At 74.1% G+C, this 17,880-nt stretch carries 16 protein-coding genes and 1 pseudogene; 11 read left to right on the top strand and 6 right to left on the bottom strand.

From position 1 onward, the window contains the following. Positions 1-37 precede the first annotated feature (37 nt). Entirely contained in the window at positions 38-1,051 is a 1,014-nt protein-coding gene (locus tag AB0M92_RS12770; RefSeq protein WP_366102136.1) for a LacI family DNA-binding transcriptional regulator, read from the bottom strand. A gap of 365 nt (positions 1,052-1,416) precedes the next feature. Between AB0M92_RS12770 and AB0M92_RS12765 the strand changes: the two genes are divergently transcribed. The 3 genes from AB0M92_RS12765 to AB0M92_RS12755 all read left to right on the top strand — a co-directional run bounded on the left by AB0M92_RS12765 (position 1,417) and on the right by AB0M92_RS12755 (position 4,994). Further along, the gene (locus tag AB0M92_RS12765; RefSeq protein ID WP_366102135.1) at positions 1,417-2,694 is read left to right on the top strand and encodes an MFS transporter; all 1,278 of its coding nucleotides are present in this window, start codon (positions 1,417-1,419) and stop codon (positions 2,692-2,694) included. Between the two features lie 88 nt (positions 2,695-2,782). Next, positions 2,783-3,487, top strand: coding sequence for an alpha/beta hydrolase (locus tag AB0M92_RS12760; protein WP_366102170.1), 705 nt, complete (start codon positions 2,783-2,785; stop codon positions 3,485-3,487). A 58-nt stretch (positions 3,488-3,545) separates the two neighbouring features. Then, positions 3,546-4,994 carry an amidase gene (locus AB0M92_RS12755; protein WP_366102134.1) on the top strand — a complete coding sequence of 483 codons (1,449 nt, stop codon included), beginning with the start codon at positions 3,546-3,548 and terminating at the stop codon, positions 4,992-4,994. Positions 4,995-4,996: 2 nt separating this feature from the next. Here AB0M92_RS12755 and AB0M92_RS12750 read toward each other — a convergent pair. The 3 genes and pseudogenes from AB0M92_RS12750 to AB0M92_RS12740 all read right to left on the bottom strand — a co-directional run. Beyond that, positions 4,997-5,179: pseudogene (locus tag AB0M92_RS12750) on the bottom strand (RNA polymerase subunit sigma-24); the annotation flags it as partial. Positions 5,180-5,226: 47 nt separating this feature from the next. After that, the gene (locus AB0M92_RS12745; protein WP_366102133.1) at positions 5,227-5,895 is read right to left on the bottom strand and encodes a DUF5701 family protein; all 669 of its coding nucleotides are present in this window, start codon (positions 5,893-5,895) and stop codon (positions 5,227-5,229) included. A gap of 76 nt (positions 5,896-5,971) precedes the next feature. Continuing rightward, positions 5,972-6,175 (bottom strand): hypothetical protein, encoded by a 204-nt coding sequence (locus AB0M92_RS12740; RefSeq protein ID WP_366102132.1) that lies wholly within the window; start codon positions 6,173-6,175, stop codon positions 5,972-5,974. 299 nt (positions 6,176-6,474) lie between these two features. Between AB0M92_RS12740 and rox the strand changes: the two genes are divergently transcribed. Next, positions 6,475-7,929, top strand: coding sequence for a rifampin monooxygenase (gene rox / locus AB0M92_RS12735; protein ID WP_366102131.1), 1,455 nt, complete (start codon positions 6,475-6,477; stop codon positions 7,927-7,929). A gap of 164 nt (positions 7,930-8,093) precedes the next feature. Next, on the top strand, positions 8,094-10,139 hold the full coding sequence (locus AB0M92_RS12730) for a calcium-binding protein (RefSeq protein ID WP_366102130.1): 2,046 nt from the start codon (positions 8,094-8,096) through the stop codon (positions 10,137-10,139). Positions 10,140-10,272: 133 nt separating this feature from the next. On the opposite strand, the gene AB0M92_RS12725 is transcribed toward AB0M92_RS12730, so the two are convergent. After that, entirely contained in the window at positions 10,273-10,839 is a 567-nt protein-coding gene (locus tag AB0M92_RS12725) for a pyridoxamine 5'-phosphate oxidase family protein (RefSeq protein ID WP_366102129.1), read from the bottom strand. 248 nt (positions 10,840-11,087) lie between these two features. Between AB0M92_RS12725 and AB0M92_RS12720 the strand changes: the two genes are divergently transcribed. Beyond that, a complete protein-coding gene (locus AB0M92_RS12720) occupies positions 11,088-11,750 on the top strand; it encodes an O-methyltransferase (RefSeq protein WP_366102128.1) in 663 nt (220 codons plus the stop codon). Between the two features lie 42 nt (positions 11,751-11,792). After that, positions 11,793-12,257, top strand: a complete 465-nt coding sequence (locus AB0M92_RS12715; RefSeq protein WP_030159966.1) for a type II toxin-antitoxin system PemK/MazF family toxin — start codon at positions 11,793-11,795, stop codon at positions 12,255-12,257. Here AB0M92_RS12715 and AB0M92_RS12710 read toward each other — a convergent pair. After that, positions 12,242-13,141, bottom strand: a complete 900-nt coding sequence (locus AB0M92_RS12710) for a TIGR02452 family protein (protein ID WP_366102127.1) — start codon at positions 13,139-13,141, stop codon at positions 12,242-12,244. The two genes, AB0M92_RS12715 and AB0M92_RS12710, sit on opposite strands and share 16 nt — an antisense overlap. A gap of 134 nt (positions 13,142-13,275) precedes the next feature. Between AB0M92_RS12710 and egtA the strand changes: the two genes are divergently transcribed. The 4 genes from egtA to egtD are packed head-to-tail and all read left to right on the top strand — an operon-like array spanning position 13,276 to position 17,766. Continuing rightward, on the top strand, positions 13,276-14,622 hold the full coding sequence (gene egtA, locus AB0M92_RS12705; RefSeq protein WP_366102126.1) for an ergothioneine biosynthesis glutamate--cysteine ligase EgtA: 1,347 nt from the start codon (positions 13,276-13,278) through the stop codon (positions 14,620-14,622). Next, positions 14,619-15,950, top strand: a complete 1,332-nt coding sequence (gene egtB / locus AB0M92_RS12700) for an ergothioneine biosynthesis protein EgtB (protein WP_366102125.1) — start codon at positions 14,619-14,621, stop codon at positions 15,948-15,950. The genes egtA and egtB overlap by 4 nt, the downstream gene beginning before the upstream one ends. Continuing rightward, the gene (gene egtC / locus AB0M92_RS12695) at positions 15,950-16,708 is read left to right on the top strand and encodes an ergothioneine biosynthesis protein EgtC (protein WP_366102124.1); all 759 of its coding nucleotides are present in this window, start codon (positions 15,950-15,952) and stop codon (positions 16,706-16,708) included. The genes egtB and egtC overlap by 1 nt, the downstream gene beginning before the upstream one ends. Further along, positions 16,705-17,766: an L-histidine N(alpha)-methyltransferase gene (egtD, locus tag AB0M92_RS12690; RefSeq protein ID WP_366102123.1), complete on the top strand. Its 1,062-nt coding sequence runs from the start codon at positions 16,705-16,707 to the stop codon at positions 17,764-17,766. Before egtC ends, egtD begins: the two co-directional genes overlap by 4 nt. The last annotated feature ends 114 nt before the right edge of the window (positions 17,767-17,880 follow it).

Raw genomic sequence — 17,880 nt, 5'->3', positions numbered from 1 at the left:
GTCACGATCGTCACGGCCGTCACGATCGTCGCGGCCCTCAGGTCGACTCCCGCCGGATGGCAGCGGCCGAGATCAGGTCCTGCCGCTGCGTGATCTCGGACGGCTCGCGCACCGCCCGGTCCACCAGCTCGGCCAGGTGGTCCCCGGTCGGCAGCTCGATCTGCACCGTGCTCAGCCGGGGCCGCAGCAGGCGGCCGATGAGCAGGTCGTCCGCACCCATGACGGCGACGTCCTCGGGGACCCGCAGCCCCTCGTCCAGCAGCGCGCGCATCAGCAGCATCGCGTACTCGTCGTTGTACGCGAAGACCGCGTCCAGGCCGAGCGAGCGCCAGCGGGCGGCCAGCGCGGCGGCCGACTCCTCCGAGTACGCCATCGGCAGCGCTTCGATCGCGGCGCCCGCCGCCGAGCGCGCGCCCTCCAGGCGCGGGGTGGAGAAGAGTTCCAGCCCCTCCTCCTGAGGGACGACCACGCCGATCCGCCGGTGCCCGCGCTCGACGAGGTGGGCGGCGGCCCGGGCGCCGACCTCGCTCTGGTCCATGACCAGGGCGTGGGCCCCGGGGACGCCGACCGGACCCATCGTTATCACCGCGCGGGCGCCGGCCCGTTTCAGCGTGGCCACGTTGTGCACGGACAGGGTGATCTCGCCGAGCGAGATCACCGCGACCGGGCGCAGCTCGGCCCAGGCGCGGGCCGCCTCGTCGCCGCTGAGGCCGAGGCTGCCGTACTGGACCACGGTGTAGTCGAGGCGGCGCAGCGACCACTGGAGCTCGTTGAGGAAGGCGCTGTAGAGCGGTCCGATGGGCACGTGCGAGGTGGGCAGCAGCACGATCCGGGTGTGTCCGGCGCGCAGGCTGCGGGCGGCGGCGTGCGGGACGTACCCGAGCTCCTCGGCGGCCCGGCGGACCTTGCGGCGGGTCGGCTCGCTGATGCGTACGGCTTCCGCGTTGTTGAGGACGTAGCTGACGGTCGCGCGCGACACGCCGGCGAGACGGGCCACGTCGGCGCTGGTCGGCACGGGGGCCGGCTGCGGCGGTTTCGATGACTGGGACATTGCCGTCGCATCTTTCCAGACCGATTGCGCCCGAGGGCTAGCGGATGGCCGGAAACGAGTGCTACACAGTGGTTACACGATTCATTGACACGTGTAACTCGGGCGTCGCATCCCCTTCCCCGGGGTGCTCCCGCACGTGTCCGACCGTGTCCGGTCGTGCCGCCGCCCTGTCGTGATCCGACGCACCCCCGCCGCAGCGACAGGGCGGCGCGCACCCTCTCCAGGACCCTTCACCGCACCTCGCCGCGCCCTCCCCACACCCCTTCGCCGCACCCCTGCCCACGCCTCCCGACACCCCTCCCGTACCTCCCGCCCCAGCTCCACCCCACCCTCATCCGCACGAAGAACCCGCCCAGGAGGGCACCGTGGCCCTTTCCTCCTCCGGCACCGGAACCACCGGAGCCACCCCCGACGCCCCGTCCGCCGCACCGGCCGCGTCCGGCGCCCCGCGCGCCCCCGGACGCGGCCTGTTCCCCTTGCTGCTCGTTGGGAACAGCGCCATGTACACGCTGTACATCGGCGTCGGCGGCGTCCTGCTCGCCCTCCAGGTCGAGGACGTCGACCCGGCGAACAAGGTCGCCAACTTCGGCCTGATCGCAGGGGTCTCGGCGATCTTCGCCACGATCTTCAACCCGGTCGCCGGCGCCCTGTCCGACCGCACCGGACGGCGCAACCCCTGGATCCTGGGCGGCGGGCTCGCCGCCCTGCCGGCGATGTTCCTGCTCGGCGCCGCCGACACGATCCTGCTGATCACGATCGCCTGGTGCCTCGGCCAGGCCGTCATGAACGTCTACCAGGCCGCCATCACCTCCGTGGTCCCCGACCGGGTCCCGATGTCCGCGCGCGGCAAGGCCTCCGCGGCCGTCGGGCTCGGCCTGCCCTTCGGCTCCACCCTCGGGGCACTGACCGGCGCCGCGTTCTGCGACGACTACCGCACCGGTTACCTCGTCTTCGGCGCGATCGTGGCGGGCGCCGCGGTCCTGTTCACCGCCTGCACCCGCGAGGAGCGCCTCCCGGCGCGCGCCCCGCTGCCGGTCAGGGAGCAGCTGGCCGCGTTCACCGGCGCCCTGCGCGACCACGACTTCCGCTGGGCCTTCATCGGGCGGGCGCTGCTCGTCCTCGGGTACTTCGCGGTCAGCGGGTACCAGCTGTACATCCTCCAGGACCACACCGTGCTGCCCGCCGCAATGGAGCCGGAGGAGGCGGTGGCGGTGCTGATGCCGCTGACCAGCGTCGCCATGGTGGTCTCCACGGTGCTCGGCGGGTACCTCTCCGACCGGCTCGACCGGCGCAAGCTCTTCGTCGGCGCCTCCGCCGTGCTGTCGGCCCTCGCGCTCGTGATCCCGGCCGTGTCGGACAGCTGGACGGCGATGCTGGCCTTCGCGGCCGTCAACGGGCTCGCGTTCGGCTCGTACATGGCCGTGGACACGGCGCTCGTGACGATGGTGCTCCCCAAGGCCCAGGACGCGGCCCGCGACATGGGCGTGCTCAACATCGCCAACGCGGGGCCGCAGATCGTCGCGCCGTTCATCGCCTCGGTGATCGTCTCGGTGAGCGGCGGCTACAGCGCGCTGTTCGTCGTCGCGGCGGTCCTGGCGGTGGCGGGCGCCCTTGCGGTGAAGCCGATCCGCAGCGTGCGCTGAGCTCCCGAGAACCTCCGTGACCGCCGCGACCGCCGCGACCGCCGCGACCGCCGACAAGCTCCCAGAACTCTCCGAGAAGGGCTCCACCGTGAAGCTGCACACCCACACCTGGGGCGAGGGCGACCGCGTCGCGCTCCTGATCCACGGCATGATGGCCGACCACCGGACCTGGCGCCGGGTGGGCCCCGCCCTCGCCGCGCGCGGCTACCGCGTCATCGCCGTGGACCTGCGCGGCCACGGCGCCAGCGGGCGGGGCGAGTACGACCCGGCGCTCTTCGCCGAGGACGTGGTCGAGACCCTGCCGGCCGGCGCCGACCTGGCCATCGGCCACTCGCTGGGCGGGCTGACCCTCTCGCTGGCCGTGGACCGGCTGAGGCCGAAGCGTGCGGTGTTCTCCGACCCTGCCTGGCATCTGGCCACTGCCCCGCAGGGGATGGGCCCGGAGCTGTTCGCGCAGTTCAAGTCCGCGCCCAGGGAGCGGATCCGGGCGATGAACCCGCGCTGGGAGGAGGCGGACGTCGACGTCGAGCTGGAGACCCTGGCCGTGTGGGACGAGGCGACGGCGCTCGGCCTGGGCCGGCTGTCCGGTACGGACCTGCTGCCGGCGGCGCCGGTGGTCCCCTCGCTCGTCCAGCTCGCCGACCCCAGCTTCCTGATCTCCCCGGAGCGGGCCTCGCTGCTGGAGGAGCGCGGATTCGAGGTGCGGTCGGTCGCCGGCGCCGGACACACCATCCACCGGGACGACTTCGACGGGTTCATGGCCTCGCTGGAGGGCTGGATCCAGCCGCTCTAGCCACCCTCGGGCCTTCCCCGTTACCTTCGGTCCTACCGAGCGGTAACGGGGAGGTCCGATGTCGGTGACGTCGTCAGGTGCGAAGGCTCCGGCCGTCTGTTCCGGGCTGGTGGAAACGGCGCGGGCGCTCGCCGAAGGCGCCGTCTCCGCACGCCGGTCGACCGAGGAGGCGCTGGAGCGGATAGCGGCCTCGCAGCCCGTGCTGAACGCCTTCCGGATCGTGCGCACCGAGGCCGCGCTCGCCGAGGCGGACGCGGCGGACCGGCGCCTGGCCGCCGGCGAGCGGCTCCCGCTGCTCGGCGTACCGGTCGCCGTGAAGGACGACATGGACGTGGCCGGGGAGCCGACCGCCTTCGGCTGCGCCGGGGAGTTCCCGCCGAAGACGGCCGACAGCGAGGCCGTGCGCCGACTGCGCGCGGCCGGCGCGATCGTCATCGGCAAGACCCAGACGCCGGAGCTGGGGCAGTGGCCGTTCACCGAGGGCCCGGCGTTCGGCGAGACCCGCAATCCGTGGAACCCGGCCTACACGCCCGGCGGTTCCTCCGGCGGTTCGGCGGCAGCCGTCGCCGCGGGGCTGGTCCCGGCGGCGCTGGGATCCGACGGGGCGGGTTCCGTACGGATCCCGGCGGCCTGGACCCATCTCGTCGGCGTCAAACCGCAGCGCGGACGCATCTCCACGTGGCCGGAGCCGGAGTCCTTCCACGGACTGACGGTCAACGGCGTGCTGGCCCGCAGCGTCGCCGACGCGGCGCTCCTGCTGGACGCGGCGAGCGGCCACCACCCCGGGGACCGGCATCGTCCGGCCCCCGTCTCGGCGGTCGAGGCGGCCCGCCGCACGCCGAGACGGCTGCGCATCGCCCTGTCGTTCGGGATGGCCTTCACGGCGACGCCGAAGTCCCTCGACCCGGAGGTCCGTTCGGCGGTGGAGCGGCTCGCCGGGAGGCTGGAGTCCCTGGGTCACGAGGTGGTCCCGCAGGACCCGCGCTACGGGCGGATCGGCCTGACCTTCGTACCGCGCGCGACCGGTGGCGTACGGGACTGGGCCTCCCGGGTGCCGGATCGCGGGCTGCTGGACCCGCGCACTCACGAGGCGATGCGCAGCGGCCGGATCCTCGGCGGCCTGCCGCTGCGCGCGTCGCGCCGGGCGGAAACCCTGCTGCGGCGGCGGGTCGGGGAGATCTTCGGCCGGTTCGACGTGGTCCTGACCCCGACGACGGCCACTCCCCCGCTGCGGATCGGCGCTCTCGCGGGCCTGGGGGCGATGGCAACGGACCGGGCGATGATCGCGGCGTGCCCGTACGCCTGGACGTGGAACGTCCTGGGCTGGCCGGGGGTGAACGTCCCGGCGGGCTTCACCTCCGGGGGCCTTCCCCTCGGCGCCCAGCTCCTGGGCCCGGCCGATTCCGAACCCCTCCTCCTCTCCCTGGCCGCCCAGGCGGAGGCGGCGGGGGCCTGGACGGGCCGGTGGCCGACCGCGGGCCGGCCCAGCCGGGACGGGCCGGGGTAGACGGCGGCCAGCAGCTCTTGCAGGCCGCCGACGTCGCCTTCGCGGAGGGCGTCGTGGAACCGCGCCGCGAGGTCCCCGCGCTCCGCGCGGGCGGTTTCGAAGCACGGCCGCCCGGCCTGCAGGTGCCGGCGCGCCCGTACGAGCAGCTGCCGGCAGGCCGCCTCCGAGCGCCCGACCGCCGCGGACCGCGGACCGCGGGAGCACCTGTCGCCCGTCGGCCCCGCCCGGTCCGTCACGGCCTGCGGCTCGTCGCGGAGGCGAAGCCGAGCCAGGTGTGGCGGTTGCCCCACCAGCACCAGCCGACCTTCGGGGCGTTGCGCCGCTCACGGCCGTCCCGGCCCGTGCCGTTGCTGATCCAGATCGCCGGGGTGCGGGCGTCCAGGGCGCCGTTCGCCTTGCGCAGCCGGGAGCCGATGGTCATGAAGCAGCGGTTGCGCTCCAGGGCCGCCGGCCGCTGGAGCACCCAGTGGATGCCCTCGGTGAGCAGCAGTGGGGTGCGGTCCTCCTTCGTGAGGGCCGGCAGAGCCTCTTCGGGGCTCCAGTCGGACATGTGGTCGCCCCGGTCGACGCCCGTGACGACGTACAGCGGAGCGTCGGGCAGCTCGATGGGATCGAGCGGGCCGAAGCCGTCGACGTCGGGCATGTCGGTGACGACGAAGCCGGGCTTGTCCTCGCGGCGGAGCAACGGTGCGAGGGCGGAGGCGGGGGCGCGCTCCGGGTGGACGGCGAGCAGGACGTCGCCGCCGTGCCCGCCCCCCGCGTCCTGCGCGCGGGCGAACGCGCGCAGTTCATCGGCCGGGATCCGGGCGAGCTCGTGCACCCCGAGCTCGATCAGGCGCTCCGCCTGGGCGGCGAGCGGCGGAAGGGAGGTCACGGCGGGGCCGGACGGGGTCTCGGGCACGTTACTCCTGCGGTACGCGATGCAGAGCGGGGCGCCGGACCAACGAGGCGACCGGCCGGAACGTTCCCGCCGCCCGCTACGCGGGCCAGTCGCCCTCCTCGTCGGCGCCGCCGGGTCGGCCGGCGCCGTCCTGTCCGCGCACGTGGGCGACCCTCGTCCTGTCTTCGCCGGCCCGGCGCACCCGCTCCGCGTCCGCGGGCGGCTCGGCCCCGGTACCCGTACGGGAGGGGACCCCGGGCTTTCGCCCGTGCTCGTCGGCGGTGCCGCCTTCGTGCTGCATCAGGGGCCGCCGTACATCCGGCGCCCGGTCCTTGTCACCGTTCCCGCCCACAGCGTCCTCCCGGGGCATGCCGCGCGTGAAGGCCCTCGGCCCTCCGTAACGGGCGACTACCCGGCCGGGCCGGATCGATTCAAAAAGTGATGCGAAAAGGAATGGATCCCAAAAAAAGGAAAGGCAAGGAGCCAACCCGCTCCTTGCCACTCTCAACATATAGCGCAGCGGGGGGCTTGCCGCAAGGCCCCCACCACGGCGCACAATCGTCGCCCACCTGCACCTTTGCGAATTGCCCGGGGGTTTTCTTGATGGACGTGATCGTGGTCGGAGGCGGGCCGACCGGCCTGATGCTGGCCTGCGAGCTGAGGCTGCACGGCGTGCGGGTGCTCGTGCTGGAGAAGGAGGCGGAGCCGACCCGTCAGTCCCGCGCCCAAGGCCTGCACGTACGCAGCATCGAGGTGATGGCCCAACGCGGCCTGCTGGAGCGGTTCCTCCCGCTCGGGCGGCAGTTCACCGTCGGCGGCTTCTTCGCCGGCCTCGGCAGCTCCTGGCCGGAGCGGCTGGACACGGCGCACTCGTACGTCCTCCACATCCCGCAGGAGATCACCGAGCGGCTGCTGACCGAGCACGCCACCGGGGCGGGCGTCGAGATCCGGCGCGGCTGCGAGCTGGTCGGGCTGAGCCAGGACGACGACGGGGTGAGCGTCGAGCTGGCCGACACCACGCGGTTGCGCGCCCGCTACGTCGTCGGCTGCGACGGAGGCCGCAGTACGGTCCGCAGACTGCTCGGCGTCGGCTTCCCCGGGGAGCCTTCCCGGGTCGAGACGCTGCTCGGCGTGATGGAGCTCGCCGAACCGGCGCAGACGGTGGCCGCCGCGGTGGCCGAAGTCCGCAAGACCCAGCTGCGGTTCGGCGCCATGCCGATGGGTGACGGGCTCTACCGCGTCGTCACTCCTGCCGAGGGAGTGGCCGAGGACCGTGCCACCCCTGCGACCCTCGACGAGTTCAAGCAGCAGCTGCGCGCCTTCGCCGGCACCGACTTCGGCGCGCACTCGCCGCGCTGGCTCTCCCGCTTCGGCGACGCGACGCGGCTGGCCGAGCGCTACCGCGTGGGCCGCGTGTTCCTGGCCGGGGACGCGGCGCACGTCCACCCGCCGACCGGCGGGCAGGGGCTCAACCTCGGCATCCAGGACGCGTTCAACCTCGGCTGGAAGCTGGCCGCCGAGATCGCCGGCTGGGCACCGCGGGGGCTGCTGGACAGCTACCACGCCGAACGCCACCCGGTGGCCGCCGACGTACTGGACAACACCCGCGCACAGATCCAGCTGATGTCGACGGAGCCGGGTGCCCGGGCGGTACGCCGACTGCTCGCGGAACTCGTGGACTTCGAGGAGGTGAACCGGTACCTGATCGAGAAGATCACCGCGATCTCCGTCCGCTACGACATCGGCCGGGACCAAGACCAGGACCAGGACCACCACGGCCGTGAACTGCTCGGCCGGCGGATGCGGGACGTGGCGCTGGGGCGCGGCCGCCTCTACGAGCTGACGCACGGCGGCCGGGGCCTGCTGCTCGATCAGACGGGCCGGCTCTCGGCGGCGGGCTGGTCGGACCGGGTCGACCACGTCGTCGACGTCAGCGAGGAACTGGACGTGCCCGCCGTACTGCTGCGCCCGGACGGCCACGTCGTCTGGGTGGGCGAGGACCAGCAGGATCTGCTGGCCCACCTGCCCAAGTGGTTCGGCGCCGCCGCCCGCTGAGTACGCGGCCCACCCCGGCGACCACCCCTCGCGCGCTCCCCCGCCGGGGTGGTTCCCGGGGCCAGGCGGGTGCGGTGCGGCACGGCTCGCGGGGCGCGGGCGGGCTCCCGTACGAAGCTGTGCGCTGCTCCCTGCACCCCGCGAGGCCGGAGGTTCGTACGCCCATGACCCACGCACACCTGAGACCGGCGCGGCGGCGCCGCCGCGGCGCCGGCGGGAGGACCGGCGTGCCGGCCGCCGCGCTCGGCCTGGCGCTCGTACTGGCACTGCCAGGCTCCGCGCTGGCCGCCCCCGGCGATCCGGATCCGTCCTTCGGGCCCGACGGCCGGGTGGTCACCACGTTCCCCGGATACGCGGAAGGCCACGACATCGCGCGGCAGGCCGACGGCAAGCTGGTCGTGGTCGGCCTGAGCCAGGACGGCTTCGCACTCGCCCGGTACAACTCCGACGGCAGCCTCGACCCCGGATTCGCCGGGGACGGCACGGTGACGAGCGACTTCGGCGGCGGCGCCCACACGGCGAACGCGGTGGCGATCCAGCCCTCGGACGGGAAGATCGTCGTGGCGGGCACCACGGAGGTCCCGGAGGAGGGCGGCGGCTGCTGCTTCTTCTCCGTGGCCCGCTACAACACGGACGGCAGCCTCGACGCCGGCTTCGGCGACGGCGGCCTGGTGCGGGTCGACGAGTTCGGCGGGTCCGCGGACGGTGCGGACGTGGCAGTACAGCCCGACGGCAAGATCATCGCCGCGGGCAAGGGCGGCGGCGGGGGCTTCGCCCTGGTCCGCCTCGACACCGCGGGACACCTGGACCCGGGCCTCGGCGGCGACGGCGCGGTCGTCGCCGGCTTCACGCCCGGCTCGCCCCAGGACGCCGGCGGCATCGCCCGCGGCATGGCGCTCCAGCCGGACGGCAAGATCGTCTCGGTCGGGTACGTGGGCAACACCGGCTTCGACATCGGCGTGGCCCGGTACCTGCCGAGCGGCAGCCTCGACCCGTCCTTCAGCGGTGACGGCATGGTGACCGCGAACTTCGGCGGCACCGAGTTCGGCAACGCGGTGGCGGTGCAGCCTGACGGCAAGATCGTCGCCGCGGGATCCGGCGACGTCGGCGTCGCCCTGCTGCGTTACAACGCCGACGGCAGCCCCGACGGTGGCTTCGGCACCGCCGGGCGCACCTCGGTCCACTTCCCCGGCGACGGCGGCGGCGCCAACGCCCTGGCGCTCCAGCCGAACGGCAAGATCGTCATCGCCGGGCGGGCCGACGACCCGAACAGCCAGGAGGCCAACGACTTCGGCCTGGCCCGCTTCAACGCCAACGGCACGGTGGACACCGGCTTCGGCGGCGACGGCTTCGTGGTCACGGGCTTCCAGGACCGGGACGAGGCCCGCGGGGTGCTCGTACAGCCGGACGGCAAGATCGTCGCGGCGGGCGTCGGCGCGGGCTTCGCCTTCGCCCTCGCCCGCTACCAGGGCGGCGACGGCACGACTCCGCCCCCGACGCCGAGCGCGGACCTGTCGGTGGCGCAGACCGCCACGGCCACCGTGAGCATCGGCGACCGCGCCTCGTACACGGTGACGGTCTCCAACTCCGCGGCCTCCACCGCCACCGCGACCGGCGTCACGCTGACCGACACCCTCACCGGCGCCGGGGTGGCCCTCACCTCGGCGGCCGCCTCGCAGGGCACCTGTACGACCACGGCGACGGGGGCCGGCTGCGCCCTCGGCTCCCTGGCCCCCGGCGCGAGCGCGACGGTCACGATCACGGCGGAGCCGCGGTCCACCGGCACGATCACGAACACGGCCGTCGTGAGCGCGGCGCAGCAGGACCCGTCGACGGCGAACAACACGAAGGCGGCGACGACCTCGGTGAACAACGCCCACGGCTGCACCATCGTCGGCACGGTCGGCGCGGACACCCTGACCGGCGGCTACTTCACCGACGTGATCTGCGGCCTCGGCGGCAACGACACCATCCGCGCGAGCTACGGGAACGACACCGTGTACGGCGGTTACGGGAACGACAACCTCGACGGCGGCTTCGGCGACGACACCGTGAACGGCGGCCCGGGCAACGACACCCTGACGGGCGACTACGGCAACGACCGCCTGACCACCACGGACGGGGTCTCCGCCAACGACAGCGCCAACGGCGGCCCCGGCAACGACACCTGCACCACGGACCCGGGCGACACCCGCACCAGCTGCCCCTGACGCCCTGACCCACCCGGCGTCCCCACCGGAGAACCGTCGCCATGAACACGGCGACGGCTCTCCCCCTGACCGCCTGACCGCCTGACCGCCCGGGCGCCCGGGCGCCGGCGCGGTGCGCCCTCGCCTCACCCGCTCAGAACGTCCAGCGGGTGTGGGTGTAGACGCCGTTGTCGCGGCCGAAGCCGTAGGCCGTGGCCGGGGGCAGGGCGAAGACCACCGCGTCACCCTTGCGGAACGCGTCCCCCATGCCGTGGAAGGTGCCCTCGGAGGAGGTGATGTGGGGGCCGTACTTCGTCTCGTACGCCGTGATCACCTCTTCCAGGGCCGCCGGGTCGGCGACCAGCCGCGCCGTGCCCTCGATCACGAGGTCGAACCCCTCGGTGAGTGAGTTCCCACCGGTGGTGGTGGTCAGCGCGCAGTGACCGTCGTGGGCGAGGTTCTTCGCCTTCTGCTCGTCCGGGCCGGTCGAGAAGTACAGCACCCCGTCGTGCCAGGCGGCGATCACGGGAGTGACGTGCAGGCGGCCGCCGGCCCGCACCGTGGACGCCCAGAAGATCTCGGCGGTCTCCAACTGCCGCAGGGCATCGGCCCAGTCGGTGGCGATGACGTCCTCGGCGCCCGGGCGGGGATTGAGGGCGGAGCTGTAGCGGGCGTCCAGCTCGGTCGCCGTGGGGTGCTTCTCGGGTCCGTGTGCGGGCATGGCGGACCTCCCTTCCTCGTCCCGTAACGACCCGCCGCCCGTACGGAAACCCCCGCCGCGCCCGTTTCGCCCGTCTGCCCGCGGGGGCTGGGGGCGGGATCGGGCGCGCGGCCACCTCCACCTCCGCCACCGCCACCGCCACCGCCACCGCCACCGCCACCGCCACGACGATCTGTTGGAAGAGCGGCGATCTCGTGTAAGTTCCTTTTGGAAACTCGCAAGTGGATCAAGGGGAATCGGGAGAGCTCATGGGACAGCGGACGTGGACGGCCGTCGACGACTACTTCGACGGACTGCTCGTGGAGGAGGACGAGGCGCTGGCCGCCGCCAACGCGGATGCCGAGGCCGCCGGGCTGCCCGCGCACCAGGTGGCCCCGAACCAGGGGAAGCTGCTGCACCTCCTCGCCCGCATCCGCGGCGCCCGCACCATCCTGGAGATCGGCACCCTCGGCGGCTACAGCACCATCTGGCTCGCCCGGGCCCTGCCGGCCGGCGGGCGGCTGGTCACCCTGGAGGTCGACCCGCACTGCGCCGACGTCGCCGCCGCGAACGTCGCCCGGGCCGGGCTGGCGGACGTGGTCGACATCCGGCGCGGCCCGGCCCTCGAACTGCTGCCGCAGCTCACGGACCTCGCCCCGTTCGACCTGGTCTTCATCGACGCCGACAAGCCGTCCAACCCGGCCTACCTGGAGTGGGCCCTCGAACTGACCCGGCCCGGCAGCGTCATCATCGGCGACAACGTCGTCCGCGACGGCGCCGTCGTCGACCCGGACAGCACCGACCCGCGCGTCCAGGGCGTCCGCCGGTTCACCGAACTCATCGCCGGGCAGCCGAAGTTGACCGCCACGGCCCTCCAAACCGTCGGCAGCAAGGGGTACGACGGCCTCGTCATGGCCCTCGTCACGGACTGAACCGCGCCCACGGCGGCCGCCCGAACCACTAATCTCGGCCGCATGACGGCACTTTCCCACCACAGCTCCGACCCGATCGAGCAGCCCGGCCGCGGCGGGGCCACCGCCACCACCGAGGCCGATCCCCACGCCATCGGGCCCGTGCGCACCGAGTACGCGCCCGACAAGGACGGCGATCCGGACCCCGGCGAGATCGTGTGGACCTGGGTCCCGTACGAGGAGAACGACGGCCGGGGCAAGGACCGTCCGGTGCTGGTCGTCGCCCGGGAGGCGGGCGGGCGCACGCTGCTGGCCGTACAGCTGTCCAGCAAGCGGCACGACAACGACCGGGAGTGGGTGCCGATCGGAACCGGACCCTGGGACGGCGCCGGACGGGAGTCCTGGGTCGACGTGGACCGGGTGCTGCGCGTGCACGAGGACGGCATGCGGCGCGAGGCCTGCGCCCTGGACCGGGGCAGGTTCCAGCTGGTCGTGAACCGGCTCCGCGAGCGCTACGGCTGGCGGTAGGCGGCAGGCGGGCCGACCGGGCCCTGGCGGCCCGGCGGCTCCGTACGCCCGAACCCGGCGAAGGCGTGTTCGAACGCCTCCCGCGGCGCCGGGTCCCGGTCCAGCACCCCGAACACCACCCGCTCGAAGACCCCTGCGAAACGCCCGGCCAGCAGGGCCCGGAAGGCCTCGGCGACCTCGGCCGGATCGTTGCGGAACACCCCGCACCCCCACGCCCCCAGCACCAGCCGCGGATAGCCGTGCAGCGCCGCGGTCTCCAGGACGCGCTCCGCGCGCCGTGCCAGCGCCGCCGGGATCTCGGCGACGCGCTCCGGCTCCTGGCGGCGGATGGTGCCCGCGTTCGGCGCCGGAGAGGTCAGGAAGCCCACCCGGACGGGGGTGTCCAGCAGCTCGCCCCGGTCGTCGCGGAAGACCGGCACCCCGGGCGAGTGAATCACCCGGTCGGTGTAGAAGGTGCTTCTTCCCGCGCGGTGGACCTCGTAGTACTCCGGGGCCTCCAGCAGGGTCTCGTACAGGGCCGAGGCGCGGCACAGCGCCTCCTCCTGGGCCTTGGCCCCGCGGACGTAGCCGCCCCCGGGATTGCGGGCCGAGGCGAAGTTCAAGGTGGCCACCGCCGCCCCGGTGACCGCGCCCGGGACCTCTGCGGCGAGCCTGCGCGCGGCGACCGTGCTGCTCTCCCCCGTCACCTCGACGACGGTCTCGTACCGCCTCGCGGGGAGCCCCTCATCTGGAATGACCTGCTTTGGCCCATATATCCTGGTTCCGGCCCTGGATTCCGCCAGGGCGGCGGCGAGGGAGACCTGCCGCCCCGACCGCGTCCGGTATCCGCCGGCCGCCACGATGGTCGCGTTCTCGCGCGCGATCTCGCGCAGTCTGCTGCTCACGCCACCATCATCGACGGCAGGAACCACCCGCGGCCAAGGATTTTCCGCGCGGTGGCCCGCTCCCCCCTTTTCGGGCCGACAAGGACGGGTAGGTAGGCATGGTCAGGTCACACCCGTGGACAGGAGACCCTGCCGTGCCACAGGACTCGTACGCGCCACCAGACCCCCTAGCCGCGGGCGACGCGCCCACTCTCAGCGAGACCGCCGCCGAGGACCTCGTCCACGGCATCTGCTTCAAGACGGGCCCGCCCCGCACCCTCGGCGCCGAGCTCGAATGGCTCGTGCTGGACGCCGAGCGGCCGGGCGAGACGCTGCCGCCCGACCGGCTGACCGCCGCGCACGACGCGGCCCGCGCCCTGCCCCTGCGCTCCCGCTTCACCATCGAGCCCGGCGGCCAGCTGGAACTCAGCTCCGCTCCCGCCGGCTCCCTCTCCGGCTGCGTGGACGGCCTCCAGGCCGATCTGACCGCCGTACGGGCCGCCCTGCGGTCCCGGGGCCTGGTCCTGCACGGCACCGGCCGCGATCCGCGGCGGCCGCTGCGCCGACTGCTGCGCAGCCCGCGCTACGACGCGATGGAGAGCTACTTCGACCGCACCGGCCCGGCCGGGCGCGCCATGATGTGCTCCTCCGCCTCCGTCCAGGTCTGCGTGGACGCCGGGTACGAGGAACCGGGCCCGCTCGGGTACGGCCGGCGCTGGCGGCTGGCGCACCTGCTGGGCGCCGTGTTCGTGGCGGCCTTCGCCAACTCCCCCGCGCACGAGGGCCCGTACGCCGGATGGCGGTGCTCCCGGCAGGGGATCTGGAACGACCTCGACACCCGGCGCTCGCTGGCCCCGCCGCCGGACGCCGAACCGCGGGCCGGCTGGACCCGGCACGCGCTGGACACCGAGGTGATGTGCGTTCGGTCGGAAGGGGACGGGCCGTGGCCGGTCCCGCGCGGCATGACGTTCCGCGACTGGCTGCGCGCCGGCGAGGCGACCGGCGGTGGCCGCGGCAGCGGCACCGCCCCGGGCCCGTACGGCCTGCGGCCGCCCACCGCCGAGGACCTGGACTACCACCTGACCACGCTGTTCCCGCCGGTGCGCCCGCGCGGGCACCTGGAGTTCCGGATGATCGACGCCCAGCCCGGCGACGACGGCTGGCTGGTGCCCGTCGCCGTCGTCCACGCGCTGTTCGACGATCCGGAGGCCGCCGAATGCGCGTACCGGGCCGCGAAGGCCCTGGCCGACACCCACGGGCCCCGGCCCTCGCCGCGCAATCCCCTGTGGCAGTCCGCCGCCCGCCACGGCCTGGCCGATCCGGAGCTGCGCACGGCCGCGGCCGTCTGCTTCCGGGCCGCCGCGCAGGCGCTGCCGCGCCTCGGCGCGAGCCGGCACGTCCAGGACGTGGTCGGCGCCTTCTGCGAACGCTTCCCACTGCGCGGCCGCTGCCCGGCCGACGACGGATACCCGCAGCTCACCGGGACGGTGGCCCGCTCATGACCGCATCGCCTCCAGCCGATTCCGCCCGCCCGACCCCCGCGGCCCTCCGCGAGCGGGCCCACACCGCCCTGACCGCGGCCCGCGCCCGTACGGCCCTGCTCACCGATGCCGTGAGCGACCGCGACCTGATCGCGCAGCACTCCCCGCTGATGTCCCCGCTGGTCTGGGACCTCGCCCACATCGGGAACCAGGAGGAGCTCTGGCTGCTGCGCACCGTGGCCGGGCACGACTCCCTCCACCCGGAGATCGACCCGCTCTACGACGCCTTCCAGCACCCCCGCGCCGAACGGACGAAGCTGCCCCTGCTGGGTCCGGCGCAGGCCCGCCGCTACGCGGCCGAGGTGCGCGGCCGGGTCTTCGACCTGCTGGAGCGCACGGCGCTCGAAGGCTCCGCGCTGCTGGACGACGGCTTCGCGTTCGGGATGATCGCCCAGCACGAACAGCAGCACGACGAGACCATGCTGATCACCCATCAGCTCCGCAGCGGCGAGCCGGTACTGACCGCACCCGAACCGGACCCCCCGCAGGGGCCGCCGCCCGCGGTCACCGAAGTCCTGGTGCCCGGCGGGCCGTTCACGATGGGCACCTCGGCCGAGCCGTGGTCCCTGGACAACGAGCGGCCCGCGCACACCCGGGACGTCGGGGCGTTCCGGATCGACACCGCGCCCGTGACCAACTCCGCCTACCAGGCGTTCATCGCCGACGGCGGCTACCGGGACGATCGCTGGTGGGCCCCCGAGGGCTGGGACCAGATCCACCGGCACGGGATCGAGGCCCCGCTGTTCTGGCGCCGTGAGGCCGGCCAGTGGCTGCGCCGCCGCTTCGGCGTGACCGAGCCGGTGCCCGCCGACGAGCCCGTACTGCACGTCAGCTGGTACGAGGCGGACGCCTACGCCCGCTGGTCGGGACGCCGGCTGCCCACGGAGGCGGAGTGGGAGAAGGCCGCCCGCCACGACCCGGCCACCGGCCGCTCCACCCGGTACCCCTGGGGCGACGAGGACCCGACCCCGGACCGCGCCAACCTCGGCCAGCGCCACCTGCGCCCGGCCCCGGCGGGCAGCTACCCGGCCGGGGCGTCCCCGCTCGGGGTGCGCCAGCTGATCGGCGACGTGTGGGAGTGGACCTCCTCCGACTTCCTGCCGTATCCGGGGTTCCGGGCCTTCCCGTACCGCGAGTACTCGCAGGTGTTCTTCGGCCCGGAGCACAAGGTGCTGCGCGGCGGCTCGTTCGCCGTGGACCCGGTGGCCTGCCGGGGCACCTTCCGCAACTGGGACCTGCCGGTGCGCCGGCAGATCTTCTCCGGGTTCCGGACCGCGAGGGACGCCTGATGTGCCGTCACATCGCCTTCGTGGGGCCGGAGATACCCCTGGCCCGGTTGCTGACCGAGCCCGAGCACTGCCTCGTGCGGCAGTCCTGGGAGCCGCGCCGGCAGCGCCACGGCACGGTCAACGCCGACGGCTTCGGCGTCGGCTGGTACGCGGAGGGCGACCCGGTCCCCGCGCGCTACCGGCGGGCCGGACCCGTCTGGGGGGACGCCAACTTCGCCGATCTGGCCCGGGTCGTCCGTACGGGGGCCGCGCTGGCCGCCGTACGGGACGCGACCGTGTTCGGGGCGGACGGGGAGGCCGCGGCGGCGCCGTTCGCCGCCGGACCGTGGCTGTTCAGCCACAACGGCGCGGTACGGGACTGGCCGGACGCGGCGGCGCCGCTCGTCGCCTCCCTGCCTCCCGCGGAGCTGCTGTCCCTGGCCGCGAGCACGGACTCGGCGCTGATCTGGGCCCTGGTGCAGCACCGGCTCCAGCGCGGGGACGACCTCGGCACCGCGCTCGCCGAACCGGTGCGGGAGCTCGCGGCGGCAGCGCCGGGCTCCCGCCTCAACCTGCTGCTGACGGACGGCGTCGGCATCGCCGCGACGGCCTGGGGCGATTCGCTCTGGTACCTGGCCGACGCGCAGGCGCAGCGCACGGTGGTGGCGTCGGAGCCCTACGACGACGATTCCCGCTGGTGCGAAGTACCCGACCGGACCCTGCTGACCGCCCGTGCCACACGGGTCGACCTGACCCCGCTGAAGGAGACCTCCCCGTGAGCGACTTCCAGTTGACCCGCACCCTCGACGAGCACTCCGCCGACACCGCGCTGCGCGCCGACGTCCTGCACGGGCTGACGGCGTCCCCCAAGGTGCTGCCGCCCAAGTGGTTCTACGACGCCCGGGGCAGCGAGCTCTTCGAGGAGATCACGCGGTTGCCCGAGTACTACCCGACGCGCGCCGAGCGGGAGATCCTGCTGGCGCGGGCCGGCGAGATCGCGGCGGCGAGCGGCGCGCGCACGCTCGTGGAGCTGGGTTCCGGCTCCTCGGAGAAGACCCGGCACCTGATCGAGGCCATGCCCGCGCTCGACACGTACATCCCGGTGGACGTGAGCGGGAGCGCCCTGGAGGGGGCGGGGCGGACGCTGCTGACCGAGCACCCGGGGCTGCGGGTGCACGCGCTGGTGGCCGACTTCACGAAGCCGCTGCGGCTGCCGGACGCGCCCGGGCCCCGGCTGGTGGTGTTCCTCGGCGGCACGGTCGGCAACCTGCTGCCGCCGGAGCGCGCCGAGTTCCTGGCCTCCGTCCGGGCGATGCTGTCGCCCGGGGACGCCCTGCTGATGGGGACGGACCTGGTGAAGGACGAGGGCGTGCTGGTGGCCGCGTACGACGACGCGCAGGGGGTGACGGCCGAGTTCAACAAGAACGTGCTGGCCGTCGTCAACCGGGAGTTGGGCGCGGACTTCCGCACCGACGACTTCCGCCACGTCGCGGTGTGGAACCGGGAGCAGGAGTGGATCGAGATGCGGCTGCGGGCACGGTCGGATCTGGTGGTGAAGGTCCGGGCGCTGGATCTGGTGGTGCCGTTCGCGGCGGGTGAGGAGATTCTCACGGAGGTCTCCGCGAAGTTCCGCCAGGAAGGCGTGCGGAAGGAACTCGCCGAGGCCGGTCTTGAGTTGACTCAGTGGTGGACGGATGCGGAGGGCCGCTTCGCGCTGTCCCTGGCGGTGGCCGACGGCGAGTTCGGCTGGGCCGGCACGCCCGCCAGCAGCAAGGAGGCGGGAACGGCGGAAATGACGGGGACGACGGGGACGGACGCGACGGCGACGGCGGCCTGAGCCGCGGCCGCGAGCTCCCGCCGGTCCGCGTGCCGGCCCGGCGGGATCCGCGGCAGCAGCCGTACCTCGGCGCGCACTCCGCGGGCCCGGGCGATCCGCCACAGGGAGGCGGTC

The organism is Streptomyces sp. NPDC051582 (assembly GCF_040681715.1).
Classification (GTDB): Bacteria; Actinomycetota; Actinomycetes; order Streptomycetales; family Streptomycetaceae; genus Streptomyces.
The sequence above is the reverse complement of the archived record's forward strand: the minus strand, read 5'-3'. Positions and strand labels throughout refer to the sequence as shown.

Excerpts from the sequence above, each read along its gene's own strand:
- AB0M92_RS12770 (WP_366102136.1), bottom strand. The coding sequence starts at position 1,051 with ATGTCCCAGTCATCGAAACCGCCGCAGCCGGCCCCCGTGCCGACCAGC.
- AB0M92_RS12755 (WP_366102134.1), top strand. The coding sequence starts at position 3,546 with ATGTCGGTGACGTCGTCAGGTGCGAAGGCTCCGGCCGTCTGTTCCGGG.
- AB0M92_RS12740 (WP_366102132.1), bottom strand. The coding sequence starts at position 6,175 with ATGCAGCACGAAGGCGGCACCGCCGACGAGCACGGGCGAAAGCCCGGG.
- AB0M92_RS12730 (WP_366102130.1), top strand. The coding sequence starts at position 8,094 with ATGACCCACGCACACCTGAGACCGGCGCGGCGGCGCCGCCGCGGCGCC.
- AB0M92_RS12725 (WP_366102129.1), bottom strand. The coding sequence starts at position 10,839 with ATGCCCGCACACGGACCCGAGAAGCACCCCACGGCGACCGAGCTGGAC.
- AB0M92_RS12720 (WP_366102128.1), top strand. The coding sequence starts at position 11,088 with ATGGGACAGCGGACGTGGACGGCCGTCGACGACTACTTCGACGGACTG.
- AB0M92_RS12715 (WP_030159966.1), top strand. The coding sequence starts at position 11,793 with ATGACGGCACTTTCCCACCACAGCTCCGACCCGATCGAGCAGCCCGGC.
- egtB (WP_366102125.1), top strand. The coding sequence starts at position 14,619 with ATGACCGCATCGCCTCCAGCCGATTCCGCCCGCCCGACCCCCGCGGCC.
- egtC (WP_366102124.1), top strand. The coding sequence starts at position 15,950 with ATGTGCCGTCACATCGCCTTCGTGGGGCCGGAGATACCCCTGGCCCGG.